This window comes from Pseudomonadota bacterium (assembly GCA_027624955.1).
Classification (GTDB): Bacteria; Pseudomonadota; Alphaproteobacteria; order UBA828; family UBA828; genus PTKB01.
Genome location: JAQBTG010000050.1, coordinates 1 through 21,362 on the forward strand (window position 1 = coordinate 1; position 21,362 = coordinate 21,362).

Here is a 21,362-nt window from a genome sequence, read left to right on the forward strand (position 1 = left end):
GCGCAAGCTGGTACTGCACTGGCTTGATGTCCATACCGCCATCGACCCGAGACCGTGGAGCCCCAATCTCGTGGGCCGACGCGTGACGGCGTGGCTATCGCACGCCGAATTTCTCCTCAAGGATTCGGATTCGTCTTTTTCGAAGCGCTTTTTCCAGGGCGTGGCGCTGCAAGCGCGCCATCTGTCGCGCACCGCGCGGACCTGCGAGGACGGCGCGGAACGGTTCCTGGCGCTCAAGGGCCTGCTCTATAGCGGCCTCAGCCTGCCGGACGGTGAGCGGCGAACGCAACAGGCGTTGAAATTATTGACGGCGGAACTAACACGCCAGATTCTGCCCGACGGCGGGCATTTCGAGCGCAGTCCTTCAGCTCATCTCTCGGTCCTGCGGCACCTGATCGACATACGCGGCTCTTTGATATCTGCCGGGCAGCCCTCACCCGAAGCGCTCAACAATGCGATCGACCGCATGGCGCCTGTGCTTCGCGCCTTCCGTCACGGCGACGGCGCACTGGCCCTGTTCAACGATTCGGTCGAAACTGAACCGTGGCTGATCGATCTCGTATTGGCCCAGTGCGGTAGCAAGGGCCGGGCCTTGGACAACGCGCCACATGTCGGCTTCCGCCGCGTTCAGGCGGGCCGCTCGCTGCTTGTCGCCGACCTCGGCGCGCCGGCGAAATCCGGGCGGCGCGCCCATGCCGGCACCCTGAGCTTCGAACTCAGCGCCGGCAAGGAACGCTTGATCGTAAATTGCGGCGCCTGGCGCGGCGACGACGAGGCTTGGCGCAAAGCGCTTCGCGCCACGGCCGCCCATTCGACCTTGACTGTGAACGACACAAATTCCTGCGAATTATTCGATGATGGCTCGACCGGCACCGGGCCGACACGCATAGAAAGCCAGCGCGAAGATCAAGAAGGTGCAACATGGCTGGAAGCCAGCCATGACGGCTACCGGGAGCCGTTCGGCCTCATTCACCGGCGCCGGATATATGTCGCACCCGACGGCAACAATCTGCGCGGTGAAGATATTTTGACGCGCGCCGACGCCAACAATCGCGGTGGGCGCTCCTTTGCCATACGCTTCCACCTGCATCCCGATGTGCAGGCCTCGCTGGTGCAAGACGGCGGCTCGGTGTTACTGCGCCCACCAAGTGGCAGCGGCTGGCAAATACGTGCCGCCGGCGGCACCATTGGATTGAATGAGAGTGTTTATGCGAGCGACGGGCTAAACCGCCGGCGCAGCGAGCAGGTCATTATCACCGGGCCCGTCGAGGCCGAAGAAACGGTGATCAAATGGGCGCTTCTCAGAATCCCTAAAAATTAGATCCTGGCACCTGCACTAATCCGTCAGCGCCAACCGTTTCATCTGGCGCGCGATGACTTTGGATTCGTCATAAAGTTCGAGCGCGCGGCGCCGTCCCGCAGCGCCCATTCGCTGCCGCAGCGCAGGATCGGCGGAAAGCTCGCGGATCGCGCCGGCCAATTCGTCCTTGTTGGCGACCGGCACCAGGAGACCGGTTTCGCCGCTTACCACTTCCTCGCGCGAACCGCGGATATCGGTGGCGATCACCGGCAGGCCCACCATCATCGCCTCGATGATCGAGCGCGGCATGCCTTCGCGGTGCGACGGCAGGGTGAAGATGTCGGCAGCGCGTAGCAGACCGGGCACATCCTGGCGGTGGCCAAGAAGACGGACATTGGGCGGCGGCGCCGTGAGGCTCACCTGAGCGGCATGATCGCTGGCCAGCCGTTCGCCGGCGGCCCATAGAATAGCATCCTGGCCGGCCATCGCCGCGAACAGTTCGGGATAGCCTTTTTCCGCCACCATGCGCCCGGTCATCATGACCACGACCGCATCCTCGGGTGTATCCAACTCGGCGCGCAAGCTGCGCCGGGCCGCATCGCCGTCCACCGCCGGTGCAAAGCGCGCTGGATCGACGCCGTTGCCGATGGCTTCGATCACGCCGTTGCGGCAGAGGCCGAGACGACGCGCGCTCTCGGCATCTTCTTCGGCCTGGGTAAAGAGGATATTCGTATGGCGCCCGCCCCATTTTTCTAGGGCGATGAACAGCGCGCGCTTCCACGGCGCCATGTGCTCGTGGAAATAAAAGCCGTGCGCGGTATAGACGATGCGCCCAACGCCCGCGCGGCGCGCCGCAAGACGGCCCAACAACGCGGCGATCGGCGTGTGCACATGCACCATGTCGAAACGCTCGTCGCGGAACAGACGGCAGAGGCGGCGATAGCTCACCCAGTGACGCAGGGGGTTGAGGTTGCGCGCGATGGCAAGCGGCACCGTGCGCAGGCCCTCGGCCGCGACCTTGTCCAACCACGGACCGTCCGAACAGACACCCACGACTTCATGCCCAGCCGCCTGCTCGGCCCGCATGAGGGGAAGAATAAAATGGTAGAGCGTGAAATCGACGGCGCAGAGCTGACAGATTTTCATAATATCACGGTATCACGCGGCAAGGTCGGGGCGGAAGTTTTCGCACCAGGCCTGAAACGCGATCAGCGTCCACAGCTTCTCCGATGAATCGCGCCGGCCCGCCTTGAGATCGGCGTACCAACGGCGCGGCTGCTCAGGCCGGAAAATTCCTTGGCGCCGTAATCTCTCGGCATCGATGCTGCGCCGCGTTAATTCGTCGAGCGGGCCGGTAAGCCATTCGGCGATAGGAATTTCAAAGCCCTTCTTCGGCAACTCAAACACCTCTTTCGGCAAGCGATCGGCAAACGCCCGGCGCAACACTCTCTTGCCCTCTCCCGGCGCCAGTTTAAAATCGCCCGGCATAGCCGCCGCGCATTCCACCACGCGGTGATCGAGAAACGGGCAGCGCACTTCCAGGCTGTTGGCCATGCTCATGCGGTCGCTCTTGACCAGCATATCGCCGGGTAGGCCCAAACGGGTATCGGCGTGAAGCATCGCGTTAAGCGCATCGCTGTCGCCTGCTTCATGGCGTAGCTCGGCCACCATTGTTTCTAAATCCGGTGATTCTGAATCCGCTGCGCCGTTTGACTGCACGAACAGCCGCGTCAATTCGCTTTCGTCCATCAGACGCATCCATCCGGCCTGCCGGCCCACCGCATCCTTGCCGGCATGCTGCGCAAAACGGCGAAGACGCCTGGCGCGTTCCAGCAGCGGGCTCGACTTGCGCTCCGGCAAGAGAGCCGCCAAAGGCTCGATCAAGCCGCGCCGTAGCAGTGCTGGAAGAGCGCGATAACGTGCCGCCATCAGCTCGCCCTGATATTTGCGGTAACCGCCAAACACCTCATCGGCGCCGTCGCCAGAAAGCGCCACGGTGACATGGCGGCGGGTTTCGCGGGCGAGCAGAAAAGTCGGAACGGCCGAAGAATCAGCGAACGGCTCGTCGAGGCCGAGAAACACCTCATCCAGCGCCGCGCGCGCGTCGCTGGGCGAGACTTCGATCGCCATATGCTCGGTGCCGAGATGACGCGCGACGCGCTCGGCGGCGGGGCGCTCTTCGTAATAGTCCGCGGCATCGGTAAAGCCGACGGTGAAACTGCGCACGCGCTCACCGGCGCGCACCATCGACGCCGCCACCAGCGCCGAGTCGATGCCGCCCGACAAAAACACACCAAACGGCACATCGGCGATCAGGCGGCTCTGCACAGCTTGATCGAAAATTTGCACCAGATCCTTCTCGGCCTGTGCCGGGTCGGTGTAAAGCGGTGGCCGCCCAACCAGCGGATCGTACCAGCGCCGCACCTCAACACCCGCCGCCGTCACCCGCGCCAAATACCCGCCGGCCAATTTGCATACGCCCGCGGCAATAGACAGCGGCTCCGGCACGTAGCGCAGCGTGAACAGCATCCTGAGCGCCTGTCGATCCAATGGCGGCGCGCTCTCCAGCAGGGTCTCAAGCGCCGCCAATTCGGAAGCAAACGTGCAGCGCCCGGCTTCGGCCTTGTACAACAACGGCTTCTTGCCCAAGCGGTCGCGCACCAGGATCAATTCGGATTTCGCGGCGTCCCACAGCGCGAATGCGAACATGCCGGCCAGGCGCGGCAACAAGCCTTCGCCCCATTGCCGCCAACCGGCGAGCAGGATTTCCGTATCGCCACCGGTGACAAAGCTATGACCCGCCACCGTCAATTCGGCGCGCAATTCGTGAAAATTATAAATCTCGCCATTGTAAGCCACGACCAGACCCTGCGCTTCCATCGGCAAGGACGCGGCGCTGCTGAGGTCCTGAATGGCAAGTCGCGTATTGGCCAGGGCGCAGCGCGAATCGAACCAGCTTTGCTGGCTGTCCGGACCGCGCGGGCGAAGACGCTCGAGCGCACGCGCGATACGCGGCGCCAGCGCGACCCGGTCGATGCCGCCAAAAGCGGTTTGGCCAGCGAACCCGCACATGATCCTAGACTCGCTCCTGTTTACACCAGCGACGCATAGACCTGCTCGAAAGCCGCGAGGTTTGCCGCCATGGAAAAGCGTTTTTCGATCGAGCTGCGCGCCTGTATGCAGCGCTCGGCATGAATGTCCGGCGGCTCAAACGCCAATTCATGAATGGCTTTGGCCAGCGCCTGGGCATCGCGCGGCGGCACGATCCGCCCCGATTGGCCGATGATCCGCGCGGCATCGCCGACATCGGTGGCGATGGCGGGGAGGCCCGATGCCATGCCCTCGGCCAGCGCATTGGAGAAACCTTCGCCGTAAGCCGAGCTTGCGACGATCAGGTCGCAGGCGCTCAGCAGACGGGGCACATCGGCGCGCCGCCCGAGGCCGTGCCAGCCCGGACGCGAGGCCAAGGATTCCGTGCCCAAGCCGACAAGCAGCAATTTCACATCCGGTATTTCGCGCATGGCGGCGAGCAAGGTGTCATGGTCCTTCATCGGATCGACGCGCGCCACATGCGCTACCAGCGGCACGCCGGGATCAATTTCCAGCTCGGCACGAACCTCCGCGCGCAACGCCGCATCGGGGCGGTAGCGCGCGGTATCGATGCCGTTGTCGATGACGCGATTCTGGCGGGGCCGATATCCCAAATCAAGATGCGTCTTTAATCCGGCTTCGGAATTGGCCACCACTATATCGGGAACATGCGAATAGCGCGCGCATAAACGCAGCGTCCATCTTAAGCTGCGGCCGTAATCCGCGAGATTCATGTCGGAGCAACGAATCCCCCATATAAGCGGCGTTGTGTTCCTGCGCCCGGAGAAACGCAGGGCGAAGGCGGCAATTAGATCGGCATGATACATCCAGCTTTGAATGATCTGCGGCTTGGTCCGGCGGATGAGGGACCTGAGACGCAACAGGCCGGTGAGGGTCGGACGGCCGCGCCGCATGCCAAGATCATGCACCGCCACGCCGGCATTTTCCAAACGCTCGCGCAGCGCCCCGCCGGGTATCAAGCTGACCACAACATCCTCGGCGCCGGCTGCTTTGCGCGCGCCGACGAGAAGCGCCAATTGGGTCTCCGCGCCGCCGGTGTCGAGCCCGGTAATGACATGCATGACGCGGGCGCTACGTTCAGCTACCGTCATCTCAGATTATCGAGGACTGCATGTTGTCAAAAATCGCATGGGCATGAATTTTCGCGCCCTTATCAAGCGCAGCGTGGCGCTCGCTTGCGCCTATTATCTCTATGACGATTGGCGGGCACGGCGGCGCCTCGCGGCAGGCCGGCTGGAAACCGGTTCGGGCGCACGGCATGCGAAGCTCGATATTGCTGCCTCGCTGAGCTATGTCGAGCGGGTTTACGGCGACTATATTTCCTATGGCGGTCTCGAACGCTTCCGCGGAAGCGTCGCCGAGATCGGGCCGGGCGACAGTTTCGCCGTCGCCCTTCGTATCCTCGGCAACGGCGCCGATCACGTCCATGCCATCGACCGCTGGGTTTCGCGGCGCGACGCGGACGCACAGCGCCGCATCTATAGCGCTTTGTCGGAACAATATGACCTCGGCCATTTATTCAGCGGATCGCCCGCCGAGGAGACGATCCGAAATCTCACTTATCACGCTGGCCAGCCAGCGGAGACGTTCTTCCGCGATTGCGGCCTTGAGTTCGACGCCATCCTCAGCCGGGCGGTGATGGAGCACCTCTATGATCCGCTCGCAGCGCTTGACGACATGGCGCGGAGCCTCAAGCCGAGCGGCATTATGATCCATCGCATCGATCTGCGCGACCACGGCATGTTTGCCGGCCATCACCCGCTCACACTGCTTACTCTGTCGGACGACATACATCGATGCATGACGCGCGGTGCGGGACGGCCCAACCGGGTGCTCATCAATGATTATCGCGATTGGCTCGAGCGCTCCGGTCTGACAGGAGAATTGACCATCAGCCGCCTCGCCGGAGGCAGTGAAGAACTCGATCCCGCGCCCTGGACGGCGCTGGGTGAAGACGCCAAAACCCGTGCTCTTGAATGCGTACGCGCCATCCGACCGCGCCTTTCAAACAAATTCAACGCCATGGCAGATGAGGATTTGGCGGTAGCCGGACTGGTACTGGTCGCGCGCAAAAACAACGCCTAACATATCCGCCGTACAATCTCTTCAAAACGCCGGGCAACCGCGGCGGGTTCATGGCCAGGCGGCAGCAGGCTTGGCCTCGGCTTCTTGTCAAACGCTGCTGCTCTGACCGCCGCCATGGCGGCGGCAAATTCCGATCCCCAGGGCGCCACCGTCACGGCGCCCGGCGGCGCCGTGACGGCGAGCTCTCCGATAGCGCCGGATTCGAGTGTCGCGATCACAGGCGTGCCGCACGCCAGGGCTTCCAAAGCGGCGTTGGGCATGCCCTCCCAACGAGATGGCAGGAGAAATGCATCCGCCGCCGCGTAATGCGGCCAGGGATTATCTTCAAAACCCGGCAATTGCACACGGCCACCCAGCCGGTCGCACATTGTCTGTAGCGCTGAGCGTTCGGGGCCTTCACCGAGGATGGTGAGACGACAATTTCCCGGCAGGTCGGCAAACATCTCGATCAGCCGATCAAATCCCTTCTGCCGGGCGAGGCGCCCTGCCGCAATGAAATGGACCGAGGTCGCCGCCGCCGCCGTCGAGACGGTCGCTTCAGCTCGAAGAGCCGCGCCATCCACCGGATTGGGCAGCAGGTGCAGACGCTCCCTCGCGACACCGAAGTCGAGCGCCATCTCTTCCATCATCATATGCGACGTACAAACAACCGCGTCCGCGCGCGGATAATAGCGGCGGTAAAGCCAGCGCATCAGGCCGGGTCGGGGCCCGCCCGGCAGGCTCAGCGACGGCATGTTGGCTTCACGCACAATGATGCGCGTGCCGGATGGCAGCAAGCGGCGGCCGGCCAGGAGGGCGAGATTAACATAGCCGAGCGAGGAAACCACGGCCTGCGGGCGCATCTGGCGGATGGTGCCGACAAGCGCGGGCCCCGCATGGCGCAGACGCGGGCGGGCCAAATCAACAAGCGGCACATCCGGAGGCACCAATTTCGAAAGTGGCCCCTCGCCACTCAACGTGATGAGCGACGGCGAAAGGCGCGATCGATCAATGCCAGCAAGCAAGCACAGCATAACCCGCTCCGCGCCACCGCCGGCGAAAGACGGCAAGACAAAAGCTATGGGCGAATTCACCTCTAGCCAATCTGCGCTGAAGCGTTGGCGCACCTATGATGGTTCTTTTTGCAACTGCGTTGCCATGGCCAACTGTTTGCCGACGCTACGGCCGATATGCGCAGCATTCCGTTAGCCTTCGAGGTCGGTTCGAATGCCGGCCGGATGAGGCCATTTTTCTGACGCAGAATTCACATCAGGTTCAGTGTTACAATTTTTGTTAGCTGCCTTCCGCCAGAGCGCCACCAATTGCTTGGCATTGGTGGGACCGTCGCAGCAACTCTCAATGTGGTGGCGCGCCGCCGTCGCTAACGTGCCGAGACGGGCACGGTCATCAGCCAATATACAAAGAGATTCGGCAATAAGGGCCGCATCAAATTTTTCGTGAAGCAGGCCGTTCTCATTAGAGCGGATAAATCCATCCCAAGTGCCCAATGCTAGAACGGGCCGGCCCATTGCCATGGCCTCTATAATGTTGCGGCCCCAAGGCCCGGCGCGGCGCGGCACACTGATTAGCAAGTCGGCGGCCGCCAGCACGTTTTCAGGTTCGGCCACGTGACCGAGGAAAAGGAAATAGTGCTCGAGCCCGGCCCGTTGGACATACTCGATCAAATCTTTACAGCCAGCCCACCCGACGCCGTGTCCACGGCGTTGAGCCCGCGGGAAGGCCATGTCACCAGCGACGACAAACAGAATATCGTCACGACCTCGGGCGTTCAGGCAATCAGCAATCTCAACCAGGCGGTCAGTGCCACGGCTCCAACGGTAATTCTCCAAACACGCAACTATTAGCTGACCATTCGCTGGGATGCGCGGAATAGGCAGCGGATCAGTGGTCAGCGGTACGGAAATATTGTGGATAACCGGGCCGTCCGCACGACCGCCCAATCGAGAAAATGCGTCCTGCTCGTTACTGGTAATAAACACGAATTGGTCGATCGATATTGAAAGGCAACGAGTTTGCCAGCGTGCCAACCAGCGGCAAGTTCGCTTATTTATGGCCCTTGCAAGCCAAAATTCGGGCGTTCCTTCATACAGATTCTCAGACACGGTTCGAACGTGAAGTATTTGGGCTGCGGCGGTTTGGTGCCTGATCCACGCTGCTAACAAGAAAAGATTTGGGTGGTTAAAGTGAATTACGTCGTAACCCTCAAATTCACGCAATTCTGCGCGTAGTTTCTTATTGAGCGCCAATTGAAAAATACAACGTGAAAATCCCAGAAGCGTGCGGGACAAACGATGCAGCGTTGTCGCGGAGGGGAGGCTGTCAATAACGCGGACTGATATTCCCAAGCGAGCATAGCGTTCCTGAATCGGTCCCAGCCGGCCGCACCAGACCATTAGGGTCATGTTTGAGCGGTCCATTGCCTCAATCATTTGATACAAGCTGCGGGAAGAACCGCCATAGCCCCCTTCATGATCGATACAAAGCACGCGCAAGGGCCGGCTTTTCCGGGTGTCCATGAAAATTAAATCCCGGAACTAATTATTATCAGGCAAGCTATCGAACCAATCCCGAGGCGTGCAGCCCCGAAAGGAAAATTTCCATTTCGGAGGCAAGAAATGAGGATCTTCGACATCATGGAAGAGTCCTACCATGGCGTAGCGTACCTTGGCTGACAGATTGGGCCTTGAGCCGTGCAGCAAGGTGCCCGAAAAGAAGACAGCTTGGCCCAATCGCAACGTCATGGGAATTTGATCAAAGCGGTCAGCGATAGTCGAATCAAACATCACCTTGCTCACGCCATTTGTATTTTCACGCCACTCAGGTTTTGGCATCAGCTTATTGTGACTGCCCGTGCAAAGGATCACAGGGCCCATATCGATTGTTGCATCGTGAATCATTGGCGCCCAAATCTGAACGAAATTTGATTGGGGAACCGTTTGAAATATCTCCCGATGCCAACCGGTTTGAGAACGGGCATCGCCTGGTAACGTTATTCGGCAGCGATTAATGAAGCTGTAAACGGGCGCCGCCGAGCCACGCGACATCAACTGATTGGCTATACGTTGAATAACCGGTTTGGATACGAGCCGAAGAAATTCAGGCATTTGCCATATCGTATCGTATACAGCATCAAATGCCGGGCGATCAAATTCGGCGAGCCGAATTATTCCCAGGTCTAACGCCTCATCCGATTGAACTTCCTTGAGAGCTTCCAATGAGCTATTTTTGGTTCGCGAAAGAAAGTGCTGGATAACTCGCTTTACCGCCTTGCGGAAGGCCTCAACCTCGCCGGGATGAAAAAGACCGTCCACGACGACAAAACCGTCACGATTGAAATCCGCCGCTTGACGGACCACGAGCCGCCTCATGCCACATCCTTCCCGCACCAAATGCGCCAATGTCCAAGTTCCCGGATTTTACTCAGAGGATCATCGCATTCAGCAATCAGATGAAGAACGGATTCGGACGCTATCCCACTCGGCAAATCCTGAACATAGACCTCCTGTATGCCCACCATTGCATTTCGGTTCGCATATTCCGGTCCGCTTGATCCGCTAAGATAAATCTCACCATTGCCTGTCACAATATCAGCAATGGAATTTTCAATGGGCACGCCGGTGCGGTCGGTAAGGTCGAGCCGAATCTCCGTATCCCGATGCCCGAGAATATCGAGCACAATTTCAATAAGCCGTAAATTGAGGCGATACAAATGAGTTTCGGAACTGTTCCGAAGATAATCGATCACGGGTTCGAGCCGGTCACGGTGGCGATAGCTGCGCTGGCGTGACCAATGGTCGATACGCCGGGCAATCTGAGCAACAGCAAAGCGGTCAGCAATTTCTACGTCGTAGCTCCGTCCTCGCGTCCTGCGTACGGGCACGGTCGCCCAATCGCCCGTGTCTCTCATACGAACCCGGTTCTCATATCCACGCGGTGTATATTTAAATCCAACGCAGGCAACGAACACATCCGCCGAAACCAGCTTATGCCAAAACCCAGGCCACGGAAGAAAATTTACTTGATGCGCGGTAGCGCGTTGCATTTTTATCTTTGGCCTTTCCCGCAACTTGGAGCGCCGGCCTATGCTCCCTGATTCTTCAGATCATTAAGGACATCGCCGATCAGTTCAACATTCAGCATTTCAACTTGATTGTCGGCAGAGATTATCACGTCGAATTTTTCTTCGAATGCGGCGATTAAACGCACATGCGCAAGGGAATCCCATTCGAGCAGCGTATCAGGGCTGGTTTGGGGCGTTATCGAAGCAGGTGGCACGTCAAACAAATCGCCGAATATATCCTTGACCGCATTATCGATATCATCACGTGTCATGGCAAGTGGGACTCCCTGATTATTGTAAAATATTCTTGAGCAGAAAGCGGCGGAGCGGCATTAAGGTCAATTTTAAATATGCCTTCAGAGGAGTCGGCAGCACCGGGGCAATTTCTTGACTATCATGGTCACGAATGTAGAATCTACTGGGTATGAGCGGTCCCATAATCCTTGTTACCAACGATGCAAGCGTGGATCGGCTAAGGCCGATTATACGGGCCACTGTACCTACTGCCGACCTCATCGTACTAACCGGGCGAAAGGGGGTCATCGAAACTTTGCAGGACAGGGTCACGCCAGACACCCTGCTCGTGTGCTTCAGCACCGGCGTCATTATTCCGAAAACCGTGTTATCGTGCCTCAAGGGGCCCGCCTACAACTTCCATGCCGCGTCGCCGGAATACCCTGGGCGAGATTCGCATCATTTTGCTGTTTACTTCACCGCGAAGCGGTACGGCGCCACGGCGCACGAGGTGGCAGAGCGGGTCGATTCCGGTCGCATCATCGGTGTCGAATGGTTCGAGGTCGCGCCGAGTACCCCGCCGCAGGCGCTCCGCGAAGCCGCTGTAGAAGCTGCCTTTAGCCTGTACGGCGCGCTCATGCCACGAATTTTGCGGCGGGAACACATTCCGGCGGCCGGCATCGAATGGAGCGAGCACACTTGGACACGTAAAGAATTTCTGGAAATGTGCCGGATATCTCCCACTATCGGCCGCGAGGAATTCGAGCGTCGCTACTTTGCTTTTGACGGCGGGGAATACGATAACCTCACGGTGGTGGTCCACGGTCACCTTTTTCGCATTGATAAGCGTAGTCTCCAGTAGGCGATTTCGGGCCTCGGGCTGCTCGTCTTGGCGATACCGCTACCGCCTTCACCGCCCCACATATCCGCTCGGCCGCGGCCTGCTGATGTAGGCGTGCATCGGCAGGCTGAGGATGCGGCGGCTGAACTCCTCGCTGACCGGCAACGAGAAAAACGAACGTGTTGTTCTGCGCCATTTTGTGAAATTTCTCAGCCACGGCGCATAGTTAGACTGGTGGATGGCAATAATCATGGGCGCCGTAATAACATTCCGTCAGAGACTGGTGAGAACCGCTTCGCAGATTTGCGCCGCCGTTTCATCGTCCACATATCGGCATTTTGGGCAACATCGACGAAATGTAGGAGGCGCTGCGTAAGCGCTCCACTGGAGCAGCCGAATTCGAGAATAGATGCCGGCTCACGCAAACGCGGCACCATATTCAGGATAATATTGCACAGAATATATTCCCGCAGAACGCGCGGTCGTTTTGCACGATTTAGCAACACCCCATGCACTTTGTGCCAAATTCGGGTTTGTAACTTTGCCGGCATTAAGCGCAAAAGAACGGGCGGCAAGAGCCATGAAAGTATCGTGCGAAGGGCAAGGTGGGGGACATGCATCGTCTACGTTACCTGGGGTCGGTCCACGCCGACACACTTTCAAGGGTGTGTCGCTTTGCCGCAAGATAGGCCTCAATGTGCCATGACAAGCCCGAGACATGACCTCTGCCATCAGCTGCCACACGCCGCCACGGCAGCAATGCGTAACCTGCAAGATTATCCATCCAATAATACAGATAGCGTTTTTGAAACTCATGCCAACTGGCCTGCCCCAATGGGGCATGAATAGCTTTCGCCGCCAGTCGAATGGGTCTGATCCAGTTCGGCCGGATTGCCTTGACGTTGAGCGGGATATCAGTCCAAACGCCGCCCCAATTCTCAACTGTCAGCATGTCGCTGTATAATTTCTGTCCTGCCTTCGCCTCAAGCGGCACGGTCTGCCAGAAATCCAGATAAGCATCGCCCCACAAGGGTAGACGCCAATCAAAGCCCAAAAAATCGTAGATTCTTTGTCCGTTGACCACATATTTGCTTTGGCGATCTTGAAACTCACACCACTCATAAACGCCATGATCACCTGACGGGTGTTCCGGCATACCGCCCATCGCGTCAATTTCATCCGAGAGTCTCATCTCAATTCGCGCCAAGTTTTCCTCGGTCGCAATGAATCTCCACTGTTTGTAGTGTCTGGCAATCAAATCATTTATGACCCTTTGACGCCGCGCGGTCGCGTCGAGGCGATGATCGATTTCGCATAGAGCCGCAGGTATATGGTTGCCCGTTATAAAATCACCACTCTGTCCATTTACCAGCAATGCGTCGCCCGGCAGGTAGCCGGAATTTTTTAGGGAGCGCAGAGCCAAATACTCCTGCGGGAAATGAACCCCTGTAAGACTATCGGCGGAAGCCACATAGGCGAGATGCTCTGGGCTGCGAAAAACACGCGACATCTTGCTGTGCGAATAGGGCACGAAACACCAGGGCAATCCGAGTCGCTCAGCAATATATTTGCTCGCCTTGGCCTCATGATTGCCCGGCAAACCATAGGCAAAAGTGATGATATTTTTGTGTCCAAGATAAACCAGGCCGCTCACGATGAGCCGCGAATCCCGACCGGCACTGAGCGGCACTGCGATTGGGCGGCCTGCCGCTTCGCCAACGAGTTGCTCTAGAAGGGCAAGAGTAACTTCGGACAAACGACGGCGAAGACGCACCCCGTCCTGCTCTACTGGGCACCACGGTGTGAAGCGATGGTAGCGATCAATTTTTGGCGTTGCCGTTGACGTGGTGAGCAGCAAAAATTGCCCCGGACCAAGCTGGCGCACGTCTTTGAAGACCGTAGCGTTGCCAATGGTAAATCCGGCGAGCGCAACCGCAAGAATGGCATCATGGTCGCAATCGGCGGGTCCAAGCTTGAGGCGATGGACGAGAGGGGTGCCTTCCTGAGAAAGAAGTAGGCACGCTCCGTCAAAGGCCCAGACCAGTGGGATCGAACGGATACGATCGACCGCCGCCACCACCCAGCCCCGTCCCTTCATGACGAACGCGAAATGTCCGTGAATGCTTGCAAGCCAGTGCTTTAATTCTTTATCAGAAGGTGCATTGTTCCAGCCTTGCCGGAGCGCGAGCAGAGCCTCGTCGGAGAGACCTTCGGGCCATCCCTTGATCCACAATTCTAACCCTTCGGACTGACAATGGCGCCATCCCCGCTCGGTCGTAAACAGCACTTCCGCAACCGGCATTTTGACGGTTCTACCATCACAGATCATACCATCGTCAAGTGCGCGGCTGGAGATGGGTGATTCGTCAACCATCATTTGACTTAAAATGACTCTGAATTGCCTGACAAATACGCCCGCAGGTGGCTTCCTCCATATCCGGGTGCACGGGCAAACTGAGAACATGCTTGGCCAAATTTTCGCTCACCGGCAGGGACCCCACGCCGTCACCATAGCGCTGATATGCGGTTTGCAAATGCATGGGAAGTGGATAGTAAATTGCGGTCGGGATTCCATCCTCCTTGAGTGCCGCCGCCAGGGCTGATCGATCCGCCACCTGAATAGTATATTGCGCCCAGGCACTGTCACTGCCCGGCATACGCCCGGGCCGCGTCACCGCCTCAGGCAAATGCTGATCGTAAAATTTTGCCACCCTTTCACGCGCTTCGATCTCGGCCGTAAAACCCGGCAACTTGGCCAGCAACACGGCGGCCTGAATCGTATCCAGCCGCGAATTCATGCCAACGCGCACGACATCATACTTGGCATCGCCTGTGCCATGCCCGCGCAGCGAGCGCCACAACGCAGCCCGCGCCGCGTCATCGGTAAGGAGCGCGCCGCCATCGCCATAGCAACCGAGTGGCTTGGACGGGAAAAAGCTACTGACGGTGGCCGGCGCCAAGGCACCCACGGCGCGGCCACGAAACTGCGCGCCCATGCTTTGCGCGGCATCGGCGAGTAGAAAGAGGTCATGCGTAGCGGCTATTTGGCCAAGCACTTCGTAATCCGCCGGCAATCCAAAGAGATCGACCGGAATGACGGCGCGCGGCACTAGGCTTCCGGATGCCTTCACGGCAGCAATCTTGCGTTCCAGGTCGGTACCGTCGATTAAAAATTTCTCGCTGTCCACATCGACGAATACCGGCTCGGCGCCAACCATCAGTACCGTCTCGGCGGTCGCGGTAAATGTGAAGCCGGGAACAAACACCGCATCGCCCGGGCCAATATTCTCGCCCATCAACGCCAGAGTAAGCGCGTCGGTGCCGTTCGCGCAGCTCACCACATGCGCCACACCAACATGCGCCGCCAGCGCCACTTCAAACTCAGCGACTTCGGGCCCGAGAATAAAGCGGCCATGCTCAAGCACGCGTTCTATGCCGGCATCAATTTCCGGCTTGAGGCGCACATATTGGGCCTTCAAATCAATAAAAGGGATGCTCACTATATTTATCCTTTGAAAGGGAAGATGCTCACTATATTTATCCTTTGAGAATAAGTAGGCCGTTCGTTTCTTCATATTGTTCGCCACTGCGTGGGCAGACCAAATCGCTTCTCAGAACGTCGCCCGTCCGCGAAACCCAACCCGTTTGCCGCGCCGGATTGCCAAGTACAAGCGCATGCGGGAGAACATTCCTGGTGACCACCGCACCGGCACCGATCATGGCGAATTCGCCGATGCTTACACCGCAAACAATCACCGCATTGGCGCCAATGGTCGCGCCCCTTTTCACCAGGATGGGGAGGAACTCGTCCCTTCTCTCAACGAAGGCGCGAGGCGTCAGAACATTGGTGAACACACACGAGGGACCACAAAATACATCGTTCTCAAGAGTGACACCTTTGTAGATCGATACATTGTTTTGAACTTTGCAGCCCGAACCAATAATGACATCCGGTCCGACCATCACGTTTTGGCCAAATATGCAATTCTCACCGATGCGGCTTCCGGAAAGCACATGGGAAAAATGCCAGACCTTGCAACCCGCGCCAAGGGCCGCTCCTTCGTCAACGACGGCAGTTGGGTGGACATATGCTGCGCGCGTCATAGCGGCGCCAAATCCACGGCCTGGCCCTGCAGTATCGATTGTTGGCAGGCATCCAACACTCTCAGAACTCGAATGCCTTCCGCCGCATCCGAGGGTGGGCGCGACGTGCCGCTGACGGCATCAAGAAACGCCTGACATTCATTGCGCAGCGGCTCGCTTTCGGCAAAAAATATTGGTTCGGGTGCGGCCTTGGAAACAATCGGAATATCTCCTTCCCAACCAACTTCATGGCGATACAGCAATATTTTTTCCGCCGGGTCCTTGGTGTCATCGAAAACAACCATCGCCTTATCTCCCACCACGACCAGCTTCTGCTCCTTGAACGGGTGGAGCCAAGATACGTAGATGTGCGCCTGGAGATTGTCGTTGAAAACGAGATGGGAAAGCGTGGTGTCGGCAACACCGTCAGTCAGGAACTGAGCACCAGTGGCAACGACGCGGCGCGGCATATCATCGGCCAACTGCAGTATCATTGAAATGTCATGCGGCGCAAAAGACCACAGCGCGTTTTCCTCACGCCGAATTTTGCCAAGACTCAAACGGTTGGAATAGATATAGCGTAGCTTGCCCATTCGCCCGCTTTTCACAATCTCAAACAACGCCAGGAAGGCGGGATGATAGAGCAGAAGGTGCCCCACCATGAGAACCAGCCCCTTTTCATCGGCCAATTTTTTGAGCTGTTCGGCTTCAGCCACGTCGAGGCAAAGCGGCTTTTCGACAAATACATGTTTGCCGGCCTGAAGTGCTCTTTCCACCATACTTCCATGAGTCACCGCCGGTGTGGCGATAGCGACAGCCGGTATGGTTTCATCAGCCAACATCGCATCCAGATTTTCGAATTCCCTAGCGTTGGGAAATTGGGCCGCGTAGTGCGCCCGGCTTTCAGATGATATGTCAAAGAAACCCGCCAACGCATTTAAGGCGTCAAAATTGCGCAACAGGTTCTTGCCCCAATAACCGGTACCGATCAATCCAATTTTCTGGTTCGCGTTGCTCATGTTCTAGCTTTGCTTTGACGAGGCGTATAGACGGCGCAATGTTCCGCCAATTCGGATTCCAATACGGCAATGCGGCCATCAAGGTAGGCGGTCAATTTTTCTTGTGCGGTTGCGTGCGCGCCTATCCACCAAATGGCGTGAGTGAGAAGCTGTAGAGCATGACCTTTGTTGAGCGAATCATGATCCAGCGGGTGGCCGTGGTGCCAGCCGCCGCGCGAGTCCGAGCAATATCCGATCTCATTAAAAAATCGTGATTCATAGGTGTTGATACGGCCCGCAATAATGTGATCATACGGTTGCAAATGCTGGGCAGGGCGGTGGAAACTGATCATCCTGACATGTCGCCCGGCAATCGATTCCAACATCGCGCATTCGCGCCCGGCCGCTTTCTCGAGAGCCTCGGCATCGTTGCCGTATATTGCGGCGTCCAAATGCAGGCCGATTTCATGACCACCGGCAGAAATCGCCTCAAGCGCACGAGCGGCAGAGGGACTAAATGGGTTGTACATTTCGCTCCGCATTAAGACGAAATAGCTGGCGCACCACCCTTGTTCAGCTTCAAGTTCCGCGAGGCGGGCAGCTGTGTCGAGACACTGATCTATATCGTGGCGAAGTATTAGATGGGGCTGTTTAGCTTCGACTTCGGTAAAATTCTTGATTTTGTAACCGCGCGCCAGTACGGCTGTAATCAATTCAAAATATCCAGAAAGAGTGAATTCAGAACTGATGATCCATACCCAATCTAAATTTGTGCGCCGGCCTATCTGCAACAAATGAATATTTGTATAAACGCGCGCGGATGGAACCGTTGCGCCTGGGCTGCGATAGGCCCATCCCAACGGCGCGTGTCACAGGGTGTTACTTCCGCCCATGAGCAAACCCCGAAACTCTGTTGGATCGGCGCGCGCCGGACCGGTACAGAGCGCGTGGGCCAATTCTTCTACGTCCACATTGGGTCGACATCGTGCGTCAAAGTGTGCGTTTACCACGCGGCAACGGCGCTCGATCATAACCCGCACGTCATCGTTAAAAGTGGGGTTGCCCATATCTATGAGCACCACAGGCCGGTCGCTGCACAGTGCCTCGGCAAATGTCGTCGACTGGCCGTAGTCGAATAGGAAAACGTCTGCCTCAGCCATATGCGCTTCAAACGGACGTGCGCTTGTTGGTGCGTGCGCCGCCAGAGGATGGATTTGTCCACGGAAAAGGCCTTCCGGATGGGGCTTGCATATCAAGTCAATGGACATTTTGGAAAGCGCTTCAACGAGCCGAAACTGCCAATCGAGATAAATTGGGTCAGGTAGCAATGGCGGCATCAATTGGCGATTGCCGCGTAATATAGTCGGTGCATAGACGACGCGCCGCCGCACTGGTTCGGGGCGCCGAGAATCGAGCGGCAATTGCGCAAGTGTCGAAGCACCCCTGTGACCAATGATCTCGACTGAATTTGCCTGTACGACCAGCTCCGCCGCGCCTGTGGCTTTGAAATTCGCTGCTGCATCGGGAGTTTCCAGAACGTAGACGTCGCTGCTGGCAAGCTCAGAGAAGGCAATCGGCTCGGGAACTGAGGTCATGCCGGCAAACCAACCATGGGCGAAGCGTACAACCCGCCCACCACGGCGTTGGACTTCGAGCCCAAGAGCGCGCGCGGGATAATAGCCGCCCGAACCTGACCACAATTCCAACGGAAGGCGAGGCATATTCGCGAGACCTGAAAGGTCGGCTGCTGCCCTGTTAAACTCGTCAACCGCGCTCGATTCTATCAGCGCCCGTACGCGCGGTGGGTATTCCGGCTCAAGCTCGGGCGCAGCCGAAAGCGTCCTCGCCAACGCCATTGCAAGTTCTCGAACCTCGCCAGAAGCGCCGTTCGAACGAGCGCCTTTTACACGCGCTTTTGCCAATAACGACTCCGCATGGTGGAAACCAATCGCACGCCCTTCTCGACGCGCAGCGTCTCGCAAAGTGACATTGTGAGAAACGGCAACAGTCTGTGGCGAAAACAACGCGCTCGGAAGGCGATGAAAAGGCGTCCAGCCGGCAGTACGCGCAAATCTGCGAGCGGCAATCCATCGGGGCTCCGCGATCGGTTTAAAGGCGGTGAATTCACTGGGATTGGAAGGGCTTTCCAAAGATTCGCCTCGAAGCCAGGCTAAATTTGGCGTCCCCCCCACTAGGCGAAGGCTAGCGGCCTTCTCGCGTTGCAGACAAAAGGCCGTTTCAGTGTGTGCGATGGCCAGCGCGACGATCCTGCCTGATCCTAAAACAGCAATCCGGCGCAATCTCTCATCCTGAATGCTGCAAGTAAAACTGAGCAATCGCCGCACGACACCCCGTACGATCCCAAATGCCTCTGCGTAGGTCATAGGCCAGGCAAGATTCTCCCTCCATCCCACGCAATTTTCAGTGGCACCAAAATCGAAAGGAACTTCTCTTACCGCATCCGTTGGCAATACGCGCGCCGGAGCACCGGACATATTAACTTGGTGGAAATCTGTCATCGCACCACGTGTCTGAGACTGCTACTATTCAATTGTAGGCCAATCAAGCGGTGTACCCCGGGAAATATCGGCGCCGGCGCGTCGCCCGAGAATTTCGGGCAGATGTTTGGGCGGCAAACCGTGGCCGGGTCGAATAGAGCGAATATTCTCCTTCGTAAATACTTCTCCCGCTTTGATATCAGCAACCACATAGAGAGAGCGGCGAAGGCCAACATTCCCGGCCTCGCTGGGTGCGCGCACGTAATCGCGGCGGCCTATTGCCTTCCAAGCCGTCACGCAGGATTTAGCCATCTCGGCCAATTCCTCAGGCTCGAGCGAGAAGGTGGCATCCAAGCCACCGTCAGAACGCCGCAGCGTGACATGTTTTTCGATTATCGTGGCACCAAGTGCAACAGCGGCAATTGGCACCGCGATGCCCAGCGTGTGATCTGAGAGACCGGTCACCAAATTAAAATCGCCAAGATCGGCGAGTGCCGACAAGTTTGAATCCTCCGGCGGGGTTGGATAGCCGCTGGTGCAATGCAAGAGGGCGATTTCTTTGCAGCCCGCATTGCGCGCAGCCTCTACCGCTTCGCCAATCTCCACATTGCTCGCCATGCCGGTCGAGATTATGAGCGGTTTACCGGTCGCTGCCATGCGTTCTATCAAAGGCAAGTCGACGATTTCAAAAGAAGCAACCTTGTACGCCGGAGCCTCGAGTTGCTCAAGAAAATCAACCGCAGTTGGATCAAATGGACTTGAGAAAATAGTGATGCCCAGATCGTCGGCCTTAGCGAACAACTCCGCATGCCATTCCCAAGGTGTATAAGCTTCCTGATACAGCTCATGAAGCGTTCGGCCATCCCACAACCCGCCTTGGATTGTAAAACCCGGGCCATCATGTGCGATCGTGATGGTGTCGGCGGTGTAGGTCTGCAGTTTACAGGCGTCCGCGCCGGCTTCTGCCACCGCCTCCATGAGCGCCAATGCGCGCCCAAGGTCACCGTTGTGGTTGCCGGATAGCTCGGCCACAATGTATGGCGGATGACCGGCACCAATTGTTCTCCCGCCAATCGTAATTGTATGATCAGTCATTGCATTTCTCCTGATGAATCGTTGGCGCATGCCGGTACCAATTCCCGTATGACCTGGAACGCCTCGGCCGCCTCGAACCCGACGCTTGCACCGCGCCAACGCGCCAGTGCCTCAATGTTCTCGATAGAGCGCGCGTGGGGAAAGGAACAAATTTCGGAATCGTAACAGGCGAGGGCGCGACGCTTGCTTTGAAGATAGTCCGTTACGTCAACGAATCGCGTCGGTTTGAATTCGGCGAAGCCCGCGGAAGGGCCCCATTCGCTGCTTGAAACTGTTTCGAAAGCATAGATCGCGCGCAACGGTACATCGGGAAGCGGCCGGCAAGCCGTCGCGACGGCTTCGGCGGCAATTCGATGATCCACGTTGAGGTCTCCCGAATGGTGTGTATAAACAATTTCAGGACGCACTTCAGCGATCACCGCTTCGATCATTTTGATAATATCGAGACGATCGAGACCATCGAGGCGATTGTCAGGCAAGCCACCGAAACGGGGCCGCGCGGCGCCCAATATTTCCGCGGCAAGGCGCGCACTTTCGCGTAGATTCTTGATGTCGGCATGACGGGAATTAGAGTCACGCACATCATCACGCGCGGTTGCACCTTCTGCCAGGATCAACGTCTCGACCCGGCAACCCTGCGCCGCGTGGCGTGCAACAGTCGCCCCACATCCTAAAATCTCGTCGTCCGGATGCGCAGCGACGACCAGCACATTCATGACATTCTCACATTCCGGCCAAGCGCCGCCATGACGTGCTTTTCGAGAACAAAGCTGCCGTGAGTTGAGAAATGGACATCAATGTCATTTGCGACTGATTGTTCCCAGGCCGGTTCATAAAATGTTGAAGCCCGCCAATAGTCGAGCAACGCTGCAGAATCGGGATAGCGTACAGGGTTAACAAACGTATGTTTCTCTACTTCGAGGCGACGTTCGACCGTCGGCAGCACGATTTCGGACATAAAATCTTGAGCGCTTGAGAGAACCGCCTGCGGTAGTTTGTAATGGCGGGGGAGCAGATCAAAAAGCGCCCCCTTGTTGGCGCCGTGCGGGCCCACCAC

Annotated in this window: 21 protein-coding genes; 3 read left to right on the forward strand and 18 right to left on the reverse strand. The window is 57.8% G+C overall.

The window, feature by feature from the left end; genetic code table 11:
- Positions 1–1,321: heparinase II/III family protein (locus O3A94_15470; GenBank protein MDA1357653.1), on the forward strand; the 1,321-nt coding region annotated here is incomplete at its 5' end.
- 15 nt (positions 1,322–1,336) lie between these two features.
- Here the strand turns inward: O3A94_15470 and O3A94_15475 are convergent.
- From O3A94_15475 to O3A94_15485, 3 genes are read right to left on the reverse strand one after another with little or no spacing between them, the layout of a single operon-like run.
- Positions 1,337–2,446, reverse strand: a complete 1,110-nt coding sequence (locus tag O3A94_15475; GenBank protein ID MDA1357654.1) for a glycosyltransferase family 4 protein — start codon at positions 2,444–2,446, stop codon at positions 1,337–1,339.
- A 12-nt stretch (positions 2,447–2,458) separates the two neighbouring features.
- Positions 2,459–4,372: an asparagine synthase (glutamine-hydrolyzing) gene (gene asnB, locus O3A94_15480; protein ID MDA1357655.1), complete on the reverse strand. Its 1,914-nt coding sequence runs from the start codon at positions 4,370–4,372 to the stop codon at positions 2,459–2,461.
- 20 nt (positions 4,373–4,392) lie between these two features.
- Complete coding sequence (locus O3A94_15485; GenBank protein ID MDA1357656.1) at positions 4,393–5,502, reverse strand: glycosyltransferase; 1,110 nt, start codon at positions 5,500–5,502, stop codon at positions 4,393–4,395.
- A gap of 43 nt (positions 5,503–5,545) precedes the next feature.
- Here O3A94_15485 and O3A94_15490 point away from each other — a divergent pair, with 43 nt between their 5' ends.
- On the forward strand, positions 5,546–6,496 hold the full coding sequence (locus O3A94_15490; protein ID MDA1357657.1) for a methyltransferase domain-containing protein: 951 nt from the start codon (positions 5,546–5,548) through the stop codon (positions 6,494–6,496).
- On the opposite strand, the gene O3A94_15495 is transcribed toward O3A94_15490, so the two are convergent.
- The 5 genes from O3A94_15495 to O3A94_15515 all read right to left on the reverse strand — a co-directional run bounded on the left by O3A94_15495 (position 6,493) and on the right by O3A94_15515 (position 10,828).
- On the reverse strand, positions 6,493–7,602 hold the full coding sequence (locus tag O3A94_15495) for a glycosyltransferase (GenBank protein MDA1357658.1): 1,110 nt from the start codon (positions 7,600–7,602) through the stop codon (positions 6,493–6,495). The two genes, O3A94_15490 and O3A94_15495, sit on opposite strands and share 4 nt — an antisense overlap.
- 78 nt (positions 7,603–7,680) lie before the next feature.
- Positions 7,681–9,012 carry a glycosyltransferase family 4 protein gene (locus O3A94_15500; protein MDA1357659.1) on the reverse strand — a complete coding sequence of 444 codons (1,332 nt, stop codon included), beginning with the start codon at positions 9,010–9,012 and terminating at the stop codon, positions 7,681–7,683.
- An 18-nt stretch (positions 9,013–9,030) separates the two neighbouring features.
- Positions 9,031–9,864 carry a phytanoyl-CoA dioxygenase family protein gene (locus O3A94_15505; protein MDA1357660.1) on the reverse strand — a complete coding sequence of 278 codons (834 nt, stop codon included), beginning with the start codon at positions 9,862–9,864 and terminating at the stop codon, positions 9,031–9,033.
- Entirely contained in the window at positions 9,861–10,538 is a 678-nt protein-coding gene (locus tag O3A94_15510; protein ID MDA1357661.1) for a WbqC family protein, read from the reverse strand. Before O3A94_15510 ends, O3A94_15505 begins: the two co-directional genes overlap by 4 nt.
- Positions 10,539–10,576: 38 nt before the next feature.
- Positions 10,577–10,828: an acyl carrier protein gene (locus O3A94_15515; protein ID MDA1357662.1), complete on the reverse strand. Its 252-nt coding sequence runs from the start codon at positions 10,826–10,828 to the stop codon at positions 10,577–10,579.
- A 278-nt stretch (positions 10,829–11,106) separates the two neighbouring features.
- On the opposite strand from O3A94_15515, the gene O3A94_15520 reads away from it, so the two are divergent.
- Entirely contained in the window at positions 11,107–11,652 is a 546-nt protein-coding gene (locus tag O3A94_15520) for a formyltransferase family protein (GenBank protein MDA1357663.1), read from the forward strand.
- Between the two features lie 48 nt (positions 11,653–11,700).
- Here O3A94_15520 and O3A94_15525 read toward each other — a convergent pair whose 3' ends face one another.
- The 10 genes from O3A94_15525 to O3A94_15570 all read right to left on the reverse strand — a co-directional run.
- On the reverse strand, positions 11,701–11,883 hold the full coding sequence (locus O3A94_15525; GenBank protein ID MDA1357664.1) for a hypothetical protein: 183 nt from the start codon (positions 11,881–11,883) through the stop codon (positions 11,701–11,703).
- A gap of 376 nt (positions 11,884–12,259) precedes the next feature.
- Positions 12,260–14,008, reverse strand: a complete 1,749-nt coding sequence (locus O3A94_15530; protein ID MDA1357665.1) for an asparagine synthase-related protein — start codon at positions 14,006–14,008, stop codon at positions 12,260–12,262.
- Positions 13,998–15,131 (reverse strand): DegT/DnrJ/EryC1/StrS aminotransferase family protein, encoded by a 1,134-nt coding sequence (locus O3A94_15535; GenBank protein MDA1357666.1) that lies wholly within the window; start codon positions 15,129–15,131, stop codon positions 13,998–14,000. Before O3A94_15535 ends, O3A94_15530 begins: the two co-directional genes overlap by 11 nt.
- Before the next feature lie 37 nt (positions 15,132–15,168).
- The gene (locus tag O3A94_15540; protein MDA1357667.1) at positions 15,169–15,735 is read right to left on the reverse strand and encodes an acyltransferase; all 567 of its coding nucleotides are present in this window, start codon (positions 15,733–15,735) and stop codon (positions 15,169–15,171) included.
- Positions 15,732–16,733 carry a Gfo/Idh/MocA family oxidoreductase gene (locus tag O3A94_15545; GenBank protein ID MDA1357668.1) on the reverse strand — a complete coding sequence of 334 codons (1,002 nt, stop codon included), beginning with the start codon at positions 16,731–16,733 and terminating at the stop codon, positions 15,732–15,734. The genes O3A94_15540 and O3A94_15545 overlap by 4 nt, the downstream gene beginning before the upstream one ends.
- Positions 16,730–17,425 (reverse strand): hypothetical protein, encoded by a 696-nt coding sequence (locus O3A94_15550; protein ID MDA1357669.1) that lies wholly within the window; start codon positions 17,423–17,425, stop codon positions 16,730–16,732. Before O3A94_15550 ends, O3A94_15545 begins: the two co-directional genes overlap by 4 nt.
- A 156-nt stretch (positions 17,426–17,581) precedes the next feature.
- Entirely contained in the window at positions 17,582–19,231 is a 1,650-nt protein-coding gene (locus O3A94_15555; protein MDA1357670.1) for a hypothetical protein, read from the reverse strand.
- Positions 19,232–19,255: 24 nt separating this feature from the next.
- Positions 19,256–20,305 carry a pseudaminic acid synthase gene (gene pseI, locus O3A94_15560; protein ID MDA1357671.1) on the reverse strand — a complete coding sequence of 350 codons (1,050 nt, stop codon included), beginning with the start codon at positions 20,303–20,305 and terminating at the stop codon, positions 19,256–19,258.
- Positions 20,302–21,021, reverse strand: coding sequence for a PIG-L family deacetylase (locus tag O3A94_15565; protein ID MDA1357672.1), 720 nt, complete (start codon positions 21,019–21,021; stop codon positions 20,302–20,304). The genes pseI and O3A94_15565 overlap by 4 nt, the downstream gene beginning before the upstream one ends.
- Positions 21,018–21,362, reverse strand: a 345-nt coding sequence (locus O3A94_15570) for a hypothetical protein (protein MDA1357673.1), incomplete at its 5' end; no start/stop codon positions are given. The genes O3A94_15570 and O3A94_15565, both read right to left, overlap by 4 nt.

Coding starts and splice junctions, on each gene's coding strand:
- O3A94_15485 (MDA1357656.1), bottom strand. CDS start 5,502: ATGACGGTAGCTGAACGTAGCGCCCGCGTCATGCATGTCATTACCGGG.
- O3A94_15530 (MDA1357665.1), bottom strand. CDS start 14,008: ATGATGGTTGACGAATCACCCATCTCCAGCCGCGCACTTGACGATGGT.
- asnB (MDA1357655.1), bottom strand. CDS start 4,372: ATGTGCGGGTTCGCTGGCCAAACCGCTTTTGGCGGCATCGACCGGGTC.
- pseI (MDA1357671.1), bottom strand. CDS start 20,305: ATGACTGATCATACAATTACGATTGGCGGGAGAACAATTGGTGCCGGT.
- O3A94_15510 (MDA1357661.1), bottom strand. CDS start 10,538: ATGCAACGCGCTACCGCGCATCAAGTAAATTTTCTTCCGTGGCCTGGG.
- O3A94_15565 (MDA1357672.1), bottom strand. CDS start 21,021: ATGAATGTGCTGGTCGTCGCTGCGCATCCGGACGACGAGATTTTAGGA.
- O3A94_15505 (MDA1357660.1), bottom strand. CDS start 9,864: ATGAGGCGGCTCGTGGTCCGTCAAGCGGCGGATTTCAATCGTGACGGT.
- O3A94_15540 (MDA1357667.1), bottom strand. CDS start 15,735: ATGACGCGCGCAGCATATGTCCACCCAACTGCCGTCGTTGACGAAGGA.
- O3A94_15555 (MDA1357670.1), bottom strand. CDS start 19,231: ATGACAGATTTCCACCAAGTTAATATGTCCGGTGCTCCGGCGCGCGTA.
- O3A94_15545 (MDA1357668.1), bottom strand. CDS start 16,733: ATGAGCAACGCGAACCAGAAAATTGGATTGATCGGTACCGGTTATTGG.
- O3A94_15500 (MDA1357659.1), bottom strand. CDS start 9,012: ATGGACACCCGGAAAAGCCGGCCCTTGCGCGTGCTTTGTATCGATCAT.
- O3A94_15515 (MDA1357662.1), bottom strand. CDS start 10,828: ATGACACGTGATGATATCGATAATGCGGTCAAGGATATATTCGGCGAT.
- O3A94_15490 (MDA1357657.1), top strand. CDS start 5,546: ATGAATTTTCGCGCCCTTATCAAGCGCAGCGTGGCGCTCGCTTGCGCC.
- O3A94_15475 (MDA1357654.1), bottom strand. CDS start 2,446: ATGAAAATCTGTCAGCTCTGCGCCGTCGATTTCACGCTCTACCATTTT.
- O3A94_15525 (MDA1357664.1), bottom strand. CDS start 11,883: ATGATTATTGCCATCCACCAGTCTAACTATGCGCCGTGGCTGAGAAAT.